The sequence below is a fragment of the Cellulosimicrobium sp. I38E genome (assembly GCF_001647255.1).
In the GTDB taxonomy this organism is placed as follows: Bacteria; Actinomycetota; Actinomycetes; order Actinomycetales; family Cellulomonadaceae; genus Cellulosimicrobium; species Cellulosimicrobium cellulans_E.
Map to the genome: position 1 here is coordinate 56411 of NZ_LUAZ01000024.1, position 15268 is coordinate 71678.

At 74.1% G+C, this 15268-nt stretch carries 14 protein-coding genes; 12 read left to right on the plus strand and 2 right to left on the minus strand.

What is annotated here, in order from left to right:
- Positions 1 to 13: 13 nt before the first annotated feature.
- From A0J59_RS08895 to A0J59_RS08930, 8 genes are all read left to right on the plus strand, one after another.
- Positions 14 to 1657, plus strand: a complete 1644-nt coding sequence (locus A0J59_RS08895) for an acyl-CoA carboxylase subunit beta (RefSeq protein ID WP_369799761.1) — start codon at positions 14 to 16, stop codon at positions 1655 to 1657.
- Between the two features lie 49 nt (positions 1658 to 1706).
- Complete coding sequence (locus tag A0J59_RS08900; protein WP_047234032.1) at positions 1707 to 2225, plus strand: hypothetical protein; 519 nt, start codon at positions 1707 to 1709, stop codon at positions 2223 to 2225.
- Positions 2222 to 2482, plus strand: a complete 261-nt coding sequence (locus A0J59_RS08905) for an acyl-CoA carboxylase epsilon subunit (RefSeq protein WP_047234031.1) — start codon at positions 2222 to 2224, stop codon at positions 2480 to 2482. The genes A0J59_RS08900 and A0J59_RS08905 overlap by 4 nt, the downstream gene beginning before the upstream one ends.
- Positions 2479 to 3273 (plus strand): hypothetical protein, encoded by a 795-nt coding sequence (locus A0J59_RS08910; RefSeq protein ID WP_156532912.1) that lies wholly within the window; start codon positions 2479 to 2481, stop codon positions 3271 to 3273. Before A0J59_RS08905 ends, A0J59_RS08910 begins: the two co-directional genes overlap by 4 nt.
- Before the next feature lie 10 nt (positions 3274 to 3283).
- Positions 3284 to 5026 (plus strand): DUF885 domain-containing protein, encoded by a 1743-nt coding sequence (locus A0J59_RS08915; protein WP_064315872.1) that lies wholly within the window; start codon positions 3284 to 3286, stop codon positions 5024 to 5026.
- Between the two features lie 80 nt (positions 5027 to 5106).
- On the plus strand, positions 5107 to 6024 hold the full coding sequence (locus A0J59_RS08920) for an AEC family transporter (RefSeq protein WP_053371141.1): 918 nt from the start codon (positions 5107 to 5109) through the stop codon (positions 6022 to 6024).
- Positions 6025 to 6085: 61 nt separating this feature from the next.
- Complete coding sequence (locus A0J59_RS08925) at positions 6086 to 6745, plus strand: nucleoside triphosphate pyrophosphatase (protein ID WP_064315873.1); 660 nt, start codon at positions 6086 to 6088, stop codon at positions 6743 to 6745.
- A gap of 196 nt (positions 6746 to 6941) precedes the next feature.
- On the plus strand, positions 6942 to 8741 hold the full coding sequence (locus A0J59_RS08930; protein ID WP_255365096.1) for a biotin carboxylase N-terminal domain-containing protein: 1800 nt from the start codon (positions 6942 to 6944) through the stop codon (positions 8739 to 8741).
- A gap of 487 nt (positions 8742 to 9228) precedes the next feature.
- Here A0J59_RS08930 and A0J59_RS08935 read toward each other — a convergent pair whose 3' ends face one another.
- Together A0J59_RS08935 and A0J59_RS08940 are read right to left on the minus strand one after the other, a co-directional pair.
- Positions 9229 to 10539, minus strand: coding sequence for an MFS transporter (locus tag A0J59_RS08935; RefSeq protein WP_064315874.1), 1311 nt, complete (start codon positions 10537 to 10539; stop codon positions 9229 to 9231).
- Between the two features lie 58 nt (positions 10540 to 10597).
- Complete coding sequence (locus A0J59_RS08940; protein ID WP_064315875.1) at positions 10598 to 11800, minus strand: MFS transporter; 1203 nt, start codon at positions 11798 to 11800, stop codon at positions 10598 to 10600.
- Positions 11801 to 11983: 183 nt separating this feature from the next.
- Between A0J59_RS08940 and A0J59_RS08945 the strand changes: the two genes are divergently transcribed.
- The 4 genes from A0J59_RS08945 to A0J59_RS08960 all read left to right on the plus strand — a co-directional run.
- Complete coding sequence (locus A0J59_RS08945; protein ID WP_064315888.1) at positions 11984 to 12523, plus strand: NUDIX hydrolase; 540 nt, start codon at positions 11984 to 11986, stop codon at positions 12521 to 12523.
- 91 nt (positions 12524 to 12614) lie between these two features.
- Positions 12615 to 13388, plus strand: coding sequence for a metalloregulator ArsR/SmtB family transcription factor (locus tag A0J59_RS08950; RefSeq protein ID WP_064315876.1), 774 nt, complete (start codon positions 12615 to 12617; stop codon positions 13386 to 13388).
- A 119-nt stretch (positions 13389 to 13507) separates the two neighbouring features.
- On the plus strand, positions 13508 to 14854 hold the full coding sequence (locus A0J59_RS08955) for an MFS transporter (protein ID WP_255365097.1): 1347 nt from the start codon (positions 13508 to 13510) through the stop codon (positions 14852 to 14854).
- 64 nt (positions 14855 to 14918) lie between these two features.
- Positions 14919 to 15268, plus strand: a 350-nt coding sequence (locus A0J59_RS08960) for a hypothetical protein (RefSeq protein ID WP_156532914.1), incomplete at its 3' end; no start/stop codon positions are given.

Here is a 15268-nt window from a genome sequence, read left to right on the forward strand (position 1 = left end):
TAGGCTCGGGTCCGTGACGGACTCTGCGACCACCTCGCCCGCGACGCCCGAGGCACCCCCGACAACGCCCGACGCGCCCCACCTCGTGGGCACCGCGGCCAAGCTCGCCGACCTCGACCGTCGCCGCGCCGAGGCGACCGAGATGCCCGAGGAGGCGGCGCGGACCAAGCAGCACGCGCGCGGCAAGAAGACGGCGCGCGAGCGCATCGAGGCGCTGCTCGACGAGGGCAGCTTCGTCGAGCTCGACGCCTTCGCCAAGCACCGCTCGCACAACTTCGGGCTCGAGAAGAAGCGCCTGGCGGGCGACGGCGTCGTCGTCGGCCACGGCACGATCGACGGCCGCCAGGTGTGCGTGTACTCCCAGGACTTCACCGTATTCGGCGGGAGCCTCGGCGAGGTGCACGGCCAGAAGATCACCAAGGTGCAGGACCTCGCGCTGCGCACGGGCGTGCCGCTGATCGGCATCTCCGACGGCGGCGGCGCGCGCATCCAGGAGGGCGTCGCGGCGCTCACGCAGTTCGCGGAGATCTTCCGCCGCAACGTCGCGTCGTCGGGCGTGATCCCGCAGATCTCGCTCATCCTCGGCCCGAGCGCGGGCGGCGCGGTGTACTCCCCCGCCCTAACGGACTTCATCGTCATGGCGGACAAGACGTCCAACATGTTCATCACCGGACCGGACGTGATCCGCGCGGTGACGGGCGAGGACGTGGGCTTCGAGGAGCTCGGCGGCGGCCTGACGCACAACGAGAAGTCCGGCGTCGCGCACTACCTCGGCGCCGACGAGGACGACGCGATCGACTACGTGCGCCACCTCGTGTCCTACCTGCCGCAGAACAACCTCTCGGACGCACCGTCGTTCCCGCCCGACGACGTCGAGCTCGACGTCACGGAGGAGGACCTCGAGCTCGACGCGCTCGTGCCCGACTCGGACTCGCAGCCGTACGACATGCGCACGGTGATCGAGCACGTGCTCGACGAGGGCGCGTTCCTCGAGGTGCAGCCGCTGTTCGCGAAGAACGTGCTGGTCGGGTTCGGGCACGTCGAGGGCCAGTCGGTCGGCGTCGTCGCGAACCAGCCGCTCGCGATGGCGGGCACGCTCGACATCGACGCCGCGGAGAAGGCGGCCCGGTTCGTGCGCACGTGCGACGCGTTCAACATCCCCGTGCTCACGCTCGTCGACGTCCCGGGCTTCCTGCCGGGCGTCGACCAGGAGCACCAGGGCATCATCCGCCGCGGCGCGAAGCTCATCTACGCGTACGCCGAGGCCACGGTCCCGCTCGTCACCGTCATCACGCGCAAGGCGTACGGCGGGGCGTACATCGTCATGGGCTCCAAGCAGCTCGGCGCCGACGTCAACCTCGCGTGGCCGACGGCGCAGGTCGCCGTCATGGGCGCGGGCGGTGCGGTGAACATCCTCCAGCGGGCGGCGCTCAAGCGCGCGGCGGACGCGGGCGACGACGTCGAGGCGGAGCGCGCCCGGCTCGTCGCCGAGTACGAGGACGCGATCGTCAACCCCTGGGACGCCGCCGAGCGCGGGTACGTCGACGCGGTCATCCGTCCGTCGGAGACGCGCGTGCAGGTCGTGCGCGCGCTGCGGGCGCTGCGCACCAAGCGCGCGACCCTGCCGCCCAAGAAGCACGGCAACATCCCGCTGTGACCGCGAGCGAGCACCAGCGCCCGACGAACCTCGCGAGGAAGGACCACGCATGAGCCACGACGACGCCACGCACGGACCCGTGCCGCTCGGGTCGGTGGACCCGGCGCCGCTGCACGCCGCGGTCGACGCGCTCACGGCGGCGCTGCACGAGTACGTCGAGACGGCTGTCGGGGTGCGGGCCGAGTTCGGCGCGTCCGAGGCCGACGAGGACCCGCGCGTCCTCGCGCTCGAGGGCCGCATCGGGGCGCTCAACGCCCGGCTGTTCGACGAGCTGCACGGTGCGCTCGGCATCCACGCCGACCTCACGACGTCGGTGTGGGACCCGGGCGCCGACGACGAGGTCGACGACGACGCCTCGCCGGCCGACGTGCAGGACGACACCTTCACCCTCGACTACGTCGTCATGACGCACCCCGGCGGGCCGGACCTCGACGACGTCGTCGGGCTCCTGGACCGGTGGGGCCACGAGGCGCGCCAGCGGCTCGTCGAGGCGGGCTACGCCGTCCCCGAGTGGGGCGTGGGGCGCGGGGCGGACGACGACCACGACCACGACGAGGACGACGAGTGAGCACGCCGCGGCCCGACGCCCCGAGCGTCCGCGTCGTGCGCGGCACGCCCGACGAGCTGGAGGTCGCCGCGCTCGTCGCCGGCCTCGCCGCAGCCGCCGCCGCGAGCGGGCTGCCGGACGACGTCGCGCCCGTCGACGAGTGGACCAACCGGGCGCGCGGGCTGCGCGGGACCGGGGACGGCGCGACCGCGAAGAGCTTCGGCGGGCGTTCCGGCCGGCACAACGCCGACTCGTGGCGCTGGAGCCTGCGGTCGTGACCGCGCCGAGCGCGTCGCCCCGCGTGCGCCGTCTGCCTGAGCGGGGCGCGCTCGTCGAGCTCCCCGCCTCCGCCGACGAGGTCGAGGCGGACCCCACCGGCCTCCCGGTGGTGGAGCCCGTGCCGGGCTGGCGCCGCTGGGCCTGGACCGTGGCGCTCGTGCCGACCGTCGCGCTGCTCGTCTACCAGCGCCTCGCGTCGGGCCGCGGCTGGCCCGTGCCGGACGCCGTCGTGGTGGTCGCGACGCTGGGGCTCCTCGTGACGGCCCTGCTCGCGCTCGTGCGCTACCAGGACGACCGGGTGGTGGCGGGGCTCGCCCGCGGCCGCGACGCGCTGCTCGCCGCACCGGTCCGGGCGACCGGGACGCTCGTGCTCCCCGGTGCCGGTGCCGTGGACTCGGCCACGGGCACCGCCGAGGGCACGGCTGCCGGCGGTGCGCCGGCCTCGGCGACGAGCACCGGGACGGCGGGTCCCTCGGTCGTGCGGGCGACGCTGGTCGTGACCACCGCGTCCGGCGCGAGGACCGCACGCCCGGCGCGCGTCGTCGTGCCCGACGGCACCGCGGGCCCGCGCCCGGGCGACCCGGTCGCCGTCTGGCACGCCGCGGACGACACGGACGCGACGGGCGTGCTCCTGGTGCGCTACCACCGCGCCTGGGCGGACGACCTCGCGGCGGCGCTGCGGGCCCTGGCCGACGATGCTCCCCCCGAGGCCCCGGCCACGGACCCCACCGAGGACGACCGCGGCGAGAACCCGGAGAATCCGGCAGACCCGCGACCGGCCGCCGAGTAGTCTCGTCCGGGTGAGCGACACCACCACCACACCCGCCGGCGCATCCGCCGGGACCCCCGACCGCAGACCCACGCCGATCGACGCCGTCGCCGAGGCCTACGTCACGCGGATCGCCGAGCTCGACCCGATCGCCGCGACCGCGATGGGGCTGTCCGGCTACGACCACCTCGTCTCCGACCTCTCGCCCGCCGGGCACGACGCGCGGGCCGACGCCGACCGCGCGGTGCTGCGCGAGCTCGAGGGCCTGGAGCCGGTCGACGACGTCGACCGGGTCACCCTCGCGGCGATGCGCGAGCGCATCGGCCTCCAGCTCGAGCTGCACGAGGCGGGCGAGCCGCTCGCGAGCCTCAACAACATCGCGTCGCCCGTGCAGGAGCTGCGCGACGTCTTCGACATCATGCCGACCGGCACGGTCGAGGCGTGGGAGAACATCGCCTCGCGCCTCAACGCCCTCCCCACCGCGATCGACGGGTACATGGCGTCGCTCACGGAGGCGGCCTCCCGCGGCAACGTCGCCGCGATCCGCCAGGTGCGGATCGGCGTGCAGCAGTCGCGCGAGCTCGCGGACGCGAAGAGCTCGTTCTTCACGACGTTCGTCGCCGGCCCCGAGGCCGAGGCCGTGCTCGACGACTCCTCGGCGTGCTCCCTCGTGCGCAAGGAGCTCGAGCACGGTGCCGCCGCGGCGCGCGAGGCCTACGGGCGCCTCGCGGACTTCCTCGAGACGACGCTCGCCCCGCAGGCCCCCGAGCAGGACGCCGTGGGCCGCGAGCGCTACGCGCTCTTCTCCCGCACGTTCCTCGGCGCCGAGGTCGACCTGGACGAGACGTACGCGTGGGGGCTCGAGGAGCTCGCGCGCGTCGTCGCCGAGCAGGAGGAGATCGCGGGCCGCATCGCCGGGCCGGGCGCGACCGTCGAGGATGCCGTCGCCGCGCTGGACGCCGACCCGACCCGCACGCTGCACGGGACCGACGCCCTGAAGTCGTGGATGCAGGAGACGTCGGACGCCGCGATCACCGCGCTCAACGGGGTCCACTTCGACATCCCGACGCCGGTGCTCGACCTCGAGTGCATGATCGCGCCGACCCAGACGGGCGGGATCTACTACACACCGCCGAGCGACGACTTCTCCCGGCCGGGCCGCATGTGGTGGTCGGTGCCGTCGGACGTCACGGAGTTCAACACGTGGCGCGAGAAGACGACGGTCTACCACGAGGGCGTCCCCGGCCACCACCTGCAGTGCGGCCAGGCCGTGTACGCGCGCGCGACGCTCAACACCTGGCGCCGGCTCGCGTGCTGGGTCTCGGGCCACGGCGAGGGCTGGGCCCTGTACGCGGAGCGCCTCATGGCGGACCTCGGGTTCCTCGACGACGACGGCGACCGCCTCGGGATGCTCGACGCGCAGCGCATGCGCGCGGCGCGCGTCGTGCTCGACATCGGGGTGCACCTCGGCCTGCCCGCGCCCGAGCAGTGGGGCGGCGGGACCTGGGACGCGGACAAGGCGCTCACGTTCCTGCGCGCGAACGTCAACATGCCCGACTCGTTCGTGCGGTTCGAGCTCGACCGCTACCTCGGCTGGCCGGGCCAGGCGCCGTCGTACAAGGTCGGGCAGCGCCTGTGGGAGGCCACGCGCGACGACGCGCGCGCGGCGGCCACCGCCCGCGGCGAGGCGTTCGACGCCAAGGCCTTCCACGCACGCGCGCTGAACCTCGGCTCGGTGGGCCTGGACGTGCTGCGCGACGCGCTCTCCTCGTGACCCGGTCGTCGGCACGGCCCGGGACGGCCTCGCGCCGGCCCGGGCCGACCGGCGTCGGTCCCGGCCCGAGGACCTGACGCGTGGGCGCCGTCCTCACCGGTTTCGCCATCATCGCCGTGGTCGTCGCGGCCGGGTACGTCACCGCGCGCCTCGGCATCGGCGGCCCCGACGCCAGGACGGCGCTCAACCGCATCGGGTTCTTCGTCGCGAGCCCCGCGCTGCTGTTCACGGTCCTCGCGCGGGCCGACGTCGGCGCGCTCTTCCAGGCGCCGCTCGCCGTCGCGGCGACGGCCGCCGTCGTCACCGCGGGCGTGTTCGTGCTCGTCGACCGGCTGTGGCTCCGGCTCCCCGCCCCCGAGGCGACCATCGGGGCCGTCGGCTCCGGCTACGTGAACGCGAACAACATCGGCCTGCCCGTCGCGGTGTACGTGCTCGGCGACGCGACCGCCGTCGTGCCGGTGATCCTGCTCCAGCTCCTCGTGCTCGCGCCCGTCGCGCTGCTCGTCCTCGACGCGACGACGAGCGGGCGGCTGTCCTGGCGGTTCGTCCTCGCCCAGCCGGTGCGCAACCCGATCATCCTCGGCTCGCTCGCGGGCGCCGTCGTCTCCGTGACCGGCTGGACGCCGCCCGTGGCGGTCATGGCGCCGCTCGACATCCTCGGCGGCGCCGCGATCCCCATGATCCTGCTCGCGTTCGGCATGTCGCTGCACGGCACCAGGCCGCTGCGGCGCGGCGAGCCCCGCGCGGCCGTCGGCGTCGCGAGCGTCGCGAAGCTCCTCGTCATGCCCGTCGTGGCGTTCGTCGTCGCCCGGCTCCTCGGGCTCGACGACGCCGCGGTCGCCTCCGCCGTCACGCTCGCCGCGCTGCCCACCGCCCAGAACGTCTACAACTACGCGGCGCGGTTCGGGCGGGGCGAGATCCTCGCGCGCGACACGATCCTCGTGACGACGATCGGCTCGCCCGTCGTGCTGCTCGTCGCGGCGCTCCTGGTCGCGTAGCGGGACCGTCGTGCGCCCGGCCCGGCCGGTACCGCGGGTGCCCGCCGGGTAGTCTGCGCGGGTGCTCCGACTCGTGCTGGCCTCCCGCTCCCCCGCCCGCCTCGCGACGCTGCGCGCGGCCGGCGTCGAACCCCTCGTGCGCGTCTCAGGCGTCGACGAGGACGCGGTCCTGCGGGCGGCCGCCGCGGAGCGCGGCGGGCTCGACCCCGTGGACGCCGTGCTCGTCCTCGCTCGCGCGAAGGCGGAGGAGATCGTGCGCACGCTCGCCGAGGACCGGTCCGGAGCGCCGATCGACGACCCCGCCCTGCTCGTCGGCTGCGACTCGATGCTCGAGCTCGACGGCGAGGTGCTCGGCAAGCCCGCCGACGCCGCCGACGCCCGCGCCCGCTGGCGCGCGATGCGCGGCCGGGCCGGCGTCCTGCACACCGGCCACTGGCTCGTCGACCTGCGCGCGCCGGCCGACGGCGGGACGGGCACCGCGACGGGGGCCACGAGCTCGACGACCGTGCACTTCGCCGACCTCACCGACGACGAGATCGACGCGTACGTCGCCACGGGCGAGCCGCTGCACGTCGCGGGCGCGTTCACGGTCGACGGCCTCGGCGGGCCCTACGTCGAGCGCATCGAGGGCGACCACCACGGCGTCGTCGGGATCAGCCTCCCGCTGCTGCGCGCGCTGCTCCGGGAGGCCGGGGTCGCCTGGCACGAGCTGCGCTCCTGAGACCGGACGGCCGGCGTCCGTCGTCCGCGCTCCTTGTGGGTGCCGGACAACCCCACGGGACGAGCGAGGCCCAGGAGCGCGCCGCTATGGAGGTTTCCTCCAACCGCCCCGCATGCGCCTTGGCATGTTCTCCAATCTTGTCCGGTACCCGGCCCGGGAGCGTGATCGGCGCGGCGCGCACGCGTTACCGTGAGCCGTGCCCGCGAACCCCACCCGCCCCCTGAGCAAGGTCCTCGTCGCCAACCGTGGCGAGATCGCCGTCCGGATCGTCCGCGCCTGCGCCGACGCCGGCATCGCGTCCGTCGCGGTCTACGCCGACCCCGACCGGCAGGCGCCGCACGTGCACCTCGCCGACGAGGCGTTCGCGCTCGGCGGCTCCAGGGCGGCCGAGACCTACCTCGACATCGCGAAGCTGCTCGACGTCGCGCGCCGCTCCGGCGCGGACGCGGTGCACCCCGGGTACGGCTTCCTCGCGGAGAACGCGGAGTTCGCCCAGGCCGTGCTGGACGCGGGCCTCGTCTGGATCGGCCCGCCGCCGGCCGCGATCGACGCGCTCGGCGACAAGGTGAGCGCGCGCCACATCGCGCAGCGCGCCGGCGCCCCGCTGGTCCCCGGCACGCCCGACCCGGTCGCCGACGCGAGCGAGGTGCACGCGTTCGCCGCCGAGCACGGCCTGCCCATCGCGATCAAGGCGGCGTTCGGCGGCGGCGGTCGCGGGCTCAAGGTCGCGCGCACGGCGGACGAGATCGACGAGCTCTACGAGTCCGCCGTCCGCGAGGCCACCGCGGCGTTCGGTCGCGGCGAGTGCTTCGTCGAGCGCTACCTCGACACCCCCCGGCACGTGGAGACCCAGTGCCTCGCGGACGAGCACGGCACCGTCGTCGTCGTCTCGACGCGCGACTGCTCCCTCCAGCGCCGCCACCAGAAGCTCGTCGAGGAGGCTCCCGCGCCCTACCTCAGCGCTGCCCAGGAGGCCGAGCTGTACAAGGCGTCCGAGGCGATCCTGCGCGAGGCCGGCTACGTCGGCGCGGGCACGTGCGAGTTCCTCGTCGGCGCCGACGGCACCATCTCCTTCCTCGAGGTCAACACGCGCCTCCAGGTCGAGCACCCCGTGTCCGAGGAGGTCACCGGCATCGACCTCGTCCGGGAGCAGCTGCGCATCGCCGCGGGCGAGCCGCTGGGCTACACGTCGACGCAGGTGCGCGGCCACTCGATCGAGTTCCGCATCAACGGCGAGGACCCCGCCGCGAACTTCCTCCCCGCCCCCGGCCGCATCACGCGCCTGCGCTTCCCGTCCGGCCCCGGCGTGCGCGTCGACTCCGGCGTCGCCGAGGGCGACACGATCTCCGGCGCGTTCGACTCCATGATCGCCAAGGTCATCGTCACGGGCGCCACGCGCGAGCAGGCCGTCCAGCGGGCGCGCCGCGCGCTGCGCGAGCTCGAGGTCGAGGGCATCCCGACCGTCGTGCCGTTCCACCGCGCCGTGCTCGACGCCGAGGCGTTCGTCCCCACGGACGACAAGCCGTTCCGGGTGCACACCCGCTGGATCGAGACCGAGTTCGCCGACCAGCTCGCCGCGCTCGCGCCTGCGCCGGCCGCGTCCACCGACGAGGACGAAGAGCCCCTCGCGACCGAGCGCGTCGTCGTGGAGGTGGGCGGCAAGCGCCTCGAGGTCGTCCTCCCGGCCGGCCTCGGCATGGCGGCTGGCCGCGCTCGCACCGCCAACGCCGCCCGCCGACCCGCTCGCCGCAGCGCCGCGAAGGCGAACGGCGCCGCCTCCGGCACCACGCTCGCCTCCCCCATGCAGGGCACGATCGTCAAGGTCGCCGTCGCCGACGGCACCCAGGTCGCCGAGGGCGACCTCGTGGTCGTGCTCGAGGCCATGAAGATGGAGCAGCCCCTCCTCGCCCACCGAGCCGGCACCGTCCGCTCGCTCTCCGCCACCGCCGGCGCGAGCGTCAGCTCCGGCACGGCCATCTGCGAGATCGTCGACTGACCCTCCCCGCCACCGTCGGGCTCGGTGCACGACCCGCACGCTCGAGGCGCCGGGCTGGGCCGGTTTCACGACCCGCGTGGTCGGGTTGGGTGGCCGGGGTCGGCCCACGTCGTGCAGCCCCTTGCCCGACGACCGTCGCGCCCGCCGCGCTGTCGGCGCACCACGCTCGTGGGTCGTCCGACGAGCCCGCGCTCGCCCTGACCGTCGGGCTTCCGGCCGCCCGGCGCATGACGGCGAGGCGTACCGCACTGGTCCACGCCGGCCCCCAGCCCGGACCGGACGGGACCGCCGGACCGGGCCGCGGTTCGTGCGGTGACGGGCAGGACGAGCTGTGGGGTCGGACCGTGTGCGAAGGACGTCAGAGGCGCGCTCCCAGAACTGCCACCCGACGGACCGAGGTGACGGCGCGCCAGTCCGAGCACACGGTCCGACCCCACCGCGGACCCGACCCTGCGGGCCGTGGACCCGAACGCGGGCGAGGTGAGTGCTAGTCGTGCTGGGCCGCGGCACGGATCGCGCGGCGGCCGGAGGGCAGGGCGACGGCGACGGTGATGACGAGGAACATGAGGATTCCGGAGACGACGAGGAGCGACTCGACGGTGAAGCGGTCGGCGAGCGGGCCGAAGACGACCATGCCGAGCGGCATCGAGACGGCCATGACGATGCCGACGAAGCCGAAGACGCGGCCCTGACGCTCGGGCTCGACGGTCTCCTGGAGGACGGTCATGGAGGTCGTCGAGAACGGCGGGACGGACAGGCCGAGCAGGAACATGAAGGCGAAGAAGACCCACATGTTGGTGGAGAGGCCCATCGCGACGGACAGCACGCCGAACACGAACGTCGAGCCGACGATCATGGCGATGCGGTTCTTGAGCCCGCCCCAGGTCGCGAGGAGCACGCCGCCGAGCAGCATCCCGACGGAGAAGGCGACCTCGTTCACGGTGAGCTTCCAGACCTCCTCGCCGAAGGTCCGCGCGACCATGAGCGGGGTGAGGTACGACGGCGCGACGATGAGCAGGAACACCACGGCGTAGAGGCCGAGGACCCAGCGCACGAACGGGTGGGATCCGAGATAGCGGAAGCCCTCCACGAGGTCGTCGAAGTACCCGGCCCGCTCCCCCGCGGCGGCGTGCGCGAGCGTCGGGACGGGGACGAGCAGGAGCAGCCCGATCCCGATCACGGCCGTGACGACGTCGATGAAGAACACGGAGACGATGGACGTGCTGGCGTACACGGCCGCGGCGACCGCCGGCGCGAGGAGCATCATCGCGGACTGGATCGACTGGTTGATCCCGTTGACGCGGAGCAGCTTGCTGGTCGGGACGATCTGCGGGAGGAGCGCCGCGACGGCGGGGGTCTGGATGCCGGCGCCCGTGGAGCGGATCGCGAGCGCGGCGTAGATGAGCCAGAGGTCGTCCGCGCCGCCGAGCATGAGCAGCGCGAGCGCGAGGGTCGTCACGGCGATCGTGCCGTCGGCGGCGATGACGAGCGCCTTGCGGTTCACGCGGTCCGCCCACACGCCGCCGAAGATCGAGACGACGGCCTGCGGCAGGAACCCGAAGAGCGTGCTCAGCGCGAGCACGGCACCGGACTTCGTCTCGATCGTCAGGTGCCACATGACGGCGTACTGCACGAGCATCGAGCCGAAGAGGGAGACCGTCTGCCCGGAGAGGAAGATCGCGGTGTCCCGCCGCCACCGGGGCTTGGCGAGCGTGTCGTCGACGGGGGCGTCGGGCGCCGCGCCGTCGGAGACGTCGGCGGTGGGGGCGTCGGTGTTCTCGTACGGCGTATGGCTCACCCGCACATCCTGACGGCCGCCACCCACACGGTCCACGGAATTCGCCGTCGGCGGACGGTCAGTCGGCCGCGGGCACCTCTCCGGCGTGGGCGACGTGCCCGAGCTGGCGCCACACGAGCGCGAGCGTGACGCCCGCGCCGACGAACGCGAACCAGAACGGGGCGGTGATCCCCCACGTCTGGGCGAGGATGCCGCCCAGCGCCTGCCCGACGACGCTGCCGCCGAACACGCAGACCAGGTACACCGAGCCGACGCGACCCTGGAACTCCGTCGGGACGGCGCGCTGGCGGATCGTGTTGGACACGGTGCCCCACACGAACGCATACGCCCCGAACACGACCATGATCGCGAGCGCGACCCAGCCGGTCGTGGTGAGCGCGAGCGCGAGGTGCATGACGACCTCGAGCGAGAGGCACACGCGCATGATCGTCGAGAGCCGCAGGTGGCGCTCGAGCCACCCGAACGACGCGATGCCGATCACTCCCCCGACGGCCGAGGCCGTCGTGAGGAGGCCGAAACCGACCTCGCCCATGTCGAGGTGGTCCAGCGCGTACTTGACGAGGACGCCCCACGGTGCCGCCCAGGTGACGTTGAAGGCCAGGATGACGAGGGCGAGCGTGCGGACCGGCGCGTTCCCGAGGATCCACCGCACACCCTCGGCGATGTCCTGGCGCACGTGCGTCTGCGTCTCGCGCACCCCACCGGGCTGCGTCGCGATGCGGCCCACGAGCACGACGGCGAGTGCGACGCACACGACCTGGACGACGAACGGCCAGACCGTCCCGAGCGCGAACAGGAACGCACCGATGGGCGGACCGAGGAGCTGGTTCGCGGTGAGGAACCCGGCCTGCAGCCGAGCGTTGCCGGTGCCGAGGTCGCGTGGTTCGACGAGCATCGGGAGCAGCGTCTGGGACGCCGAGTCGGCGAACACCTCGGCGACCCCGTAGAGGAACGTCACGGCGAGCACGACGCCGATGCTCACGTGCCCGGTCGCGATCACCACGCACAGTGCGACGACGACGAGCGCCCGCAGCGCGTTCGCGACCATGACGACGACGCGCCGGTCGAGGCGGTCGGCCAGCGCCCCGGCCCAGAGGCCGAACAGGAGCCAGGGCAGCTGCTGCAGGAGCGCCGCGAGCGCGACGAGGAACGCGGAGTCGGTCTGGGACGCGACGAGCAGGGGCGCGGCCGCCAGGGCGATCCCGTCGCCGACGTTGCTGGTCCACGACGACGACAGCAGCCAGCGGAAGCCGGTGCCCATGCGCCGGGGCGCGACGATCTCTCCGAGCCTGCTCACAAGCGGAGAAGCGTACGCGGTGCGGTCGTCCACCCGGGCAACCTTTCCGGGCAACCTTTCCGGGCACCCGCACCGGGTCCTGGCCGTGCGCCGCCCCGGACCCCGCACCGAGCACCTCGGCAGGCCTGGCAGCATGGGCCCGTGACGATCCCCACCGCGCCGCGCGACCCCGGCGAGCCGCCCCCGCGGCTCCCCCGCCACCTCCAGCCCGGGGACGGCTGGGTCGAGTGCGAGTGCGGGCGCCGGCACTGGGGCCTGTTCGGTGCGGCGGGGCTCCTGCTCGGGCGGCGCGACGGCGAGGGGCGGCTGACCGACGTCGTGCTGCAGCACCGCGCCCCGTGGTCCGACCAAGGCGGGACGTGGGGCGTGCCGGGCGGCGCCGTCGGACCGGACGAGACGCCCGCGCAGGGCGCGCTCCGCGAGGCCCGAGAGGAGGCGGGCGTCGAGCCCGGGCACGTGCGTGTCCTCGGCGAGCACGTGCTCGACCACGGTCCGTGGCGGTACACGACCGTGCTGGCCGAGGTGGCCGACGGCGCGACGTTCGAGCCGCGCGCGACCGACGCGGAGAGCGTCGAGGTGCGCTGGGTGCCTGTCGACGACGTCGCGTCCCTGGACCTGCTGCCCGCGTTCGCGGACGCCTGGCCCGGCCTGCGCGCGACGCTCGACCACGGCACGACCGGGGCCTGACGGCCCGCGCGCGCGGGACCTTCGTCACCGATCGGCGCCTGACCGGTCCCGGGACCGGTCAAGCGCCGGTGGGCCGGGGCACGATGGCGTCGTGCCCGAGGACACGTCGACCACCTACCGCGCCCTCGCCTCCGCGAGCAGGCTGACGCTCCTGCACGCGCTGCAGGAGCGAGGGCCGATGACGCTCGCGGACCTCTCGCGCGAGGCCGCGCTGTGCCCGAGCGCGACCCGGGAGCACCTTCAGCGGCTGACGGACGCGGGCTTCGTGCGTGGCGCGCCCGAGGTCCGCACGACGCGCGGGCGGCCCCGCATCTTCTACGAGGCGATCGTGGGCGAGCACCCCCCGCAGGACGACGGCGCGACGCGGCGCCTCGGGGAGTCGATCGTCCGGGCCGCGCTCGCGCGCGCGGTGCTCGGGTACGACGACGCCCAGGACGCCGCGGACATCCTCCCCGCGCAGGACCGGTGCGGCGACGACCCGGCCGGGGCCACCGGACTGTCCCGGCGTGGACCCGGCGACCTCGCGGGACCGGCGCGCGCGGCGGGGCGCCGGCTCGTCGACGTCCTGCGGACCGCGGGCCAGGAGGCCCCCGAGCCCACGCCCGAGAACCAGCTCGCCGCGCTCGACGACCACCTGCACCAGCTCGGGCTCGACCCCGAGCTCGAGGAGGACCGGCTGCGGTTCCACCTCTACCGGTGCCCGTTCCTCGCGCTCGCCGCCGACCGCGAGGACGTGGTCTGCGCCGTCCACCTCGGCCTCGTCCAGGGCGTGCTCGCGGGCGTCGGGGGCCCCGTCCGGGCGGAAGCGCTGCTCCCGTTCGTCGAGCCGCACCACTGCGTGCTGCAGCTCTCGCGCGCGAGCTGATTTTTCACGGTCCGCGGCCCGCCGCGGCTCCCGGCCAGCGGGTCATGCTGACGGCGCACCGGGTACGGACCCGGCGTCACGACGACGGTGGTCGTGACCTGCGACGACGGGAGGACGACATGACCGCCCCAGCCACCACCAGGCCCCCCTCGCTGCTGCGGGCGGTGCGGACGCCGTCGACCGTGGACCTGGCGACGTGGGACCCTGAGGACGAGTCCCGCTGGGACCGCCGGTTCGCGTGGCGCACGCTGTGGATCACGACGTACAACCTCACGCTCGCGTTCTGCGCATGGTACCTCGTGAGCGCGGTCGCACCCCGGCTCAACGACGTCGGCTTCGACCTCACGACGGCGCAGCTCTACTGGCTCACGGCCGTCCCCGGCCTGGCGGGCGGGCTGTTCCGCATGGTCTACATGTTCCTGCCGCCCGTCGTCGGCACCCGCACGCTCGTGGGCGGCACGGCGACGCTCATCCTGCTGCCGATGCTCGGCTGGACGTTCGCGGTCCGGGACGCGAGCACGCCCTACTCGGTGCTCCTGCTCCTCGCGGTCGCCGCGGGCATCGGCGGTGGCGCGTTCTCGGGTTTCATGCCCTCGACGAGCTACTTCTTCCCCAAGCGCATGGCGGGGACGGCGCTCGGTCTCCAGGCCGGGATCGGCAACTTCGGCGTGAGCCTCATCCAGTTCCTCACGCCGTGGGTCGTGGGTTTCGGCCTCCTGGGCACGGCGGTGCTCACGCCCCAGCAGACGGCGACCGGCAGCCACCTGTGGCTGCACAACGCCGGGCTCGTGCTCGTGCCGTGGGCCGTGCTCGGGGCGGTGCTCGCCGGCCTCTACCTGCGCCGCGTCCCGGTGAGTGCGAACTTCCGCGAGCAGCTCGACATCTTCGGCAACAAGCACACGTGGATCATGACGGCGATCTACCTCATGACCTTCGGTGCGTTCAGCGGCTTCGCGGCGCAGCTCGGCCTGCTCATCGTCGCGCAGTACGGCGGGTTCGAGAACGCGCCGGACCCGCTGCGCTACGCGTTCCTCGGCCCCCTGCTCGGGTCGGCCGCGCGCGCCGGCTTCGGACCGCTGTGCGACCGGTTCGGCGGCGCGGTCTGGACGCTCGTCGCCGGGATCGGCATGACCGTCTCGACCGTGTTCTCGCTCTTCTTCCTCGACCCGCACGACGTCGGCCAGTTCGGCTGGTTCCTCGCCGGGATGCTCGCCGTGTTCACGTTCGCGGGCATCGGCAACGCCGGGACCTTCAAGCAGATGCCGATGATCTTCCCGCGCCGCCAGGCGGGCGGGGTGATCGGCTGGACCGCCTCGATCGCCGCGTTCGGCCCGTTCCTCGTCGGCATCGGTCTGTCGCTCGTCCCCGCGCGCTCGTTCTTCGTCGGGTGCGCCGTGTTCTTCGCCCTGTGCACGTGGCTCACGTGGCACTACTACGCCCGGCCGGGCGCCCCGAACCCCTCCTGACCCCGACCGGGAACGTCCGGCGACGCGTCCGCCGTCCCCGCCCCAGAGAACCCGAGGAGCTGTCGTGCCCCCACTCGACGAGCGCACCCCCCGCGACCCTGCGGACACCCTCTTGCGCCTGGGCAGCCGCCTGCGACGCGGGCGGGTGTCGGACGACCTGCGGCAGGTGTTCCTGACCGGCGGGCGCCAGGGCGACGTGTTCTACCGCGACCGCTGGTCCCACGACAAGGTCGTGCGCTCCACCCACGGCGTGAACTGCACCGGGTCCTGCTCCTGGAAGGTCTACGTCAAGGACGGCATCATCACCTGGGAGACCCAGCAGACCGACTACCCCTCCGTCGGCCCCGACTCCCCCGAGTACGAACCCCGCGGCTGCCCCCGCGGCGCCGCGTTCTCCTGGTACACCTACTCCCC

Coding starts and splice junctions, on each gene's coding strand:
- A0J59_RS08900 (WP_047234032.1), top strand. CDS start 1,707: ATGAGCCACGACGACGCCACGCACGGACCCGTGCCGCTCGGGTCGGTG.
- A0J59_RS08940 (WP_064315875.1), bottom strand. CDS start 11,800: ATGGGCACCGGCTTCCGCTGGCTGCTGTCGTCGTCGTGGACCAGCAAC.
- A0J59_RS08955 (WP_255365097.1), top strand. CDS start 13,508: ATGACCGCCCCAGCCACCACCAGGCCCCCCTCGCTGCTGCGGGCGGTG.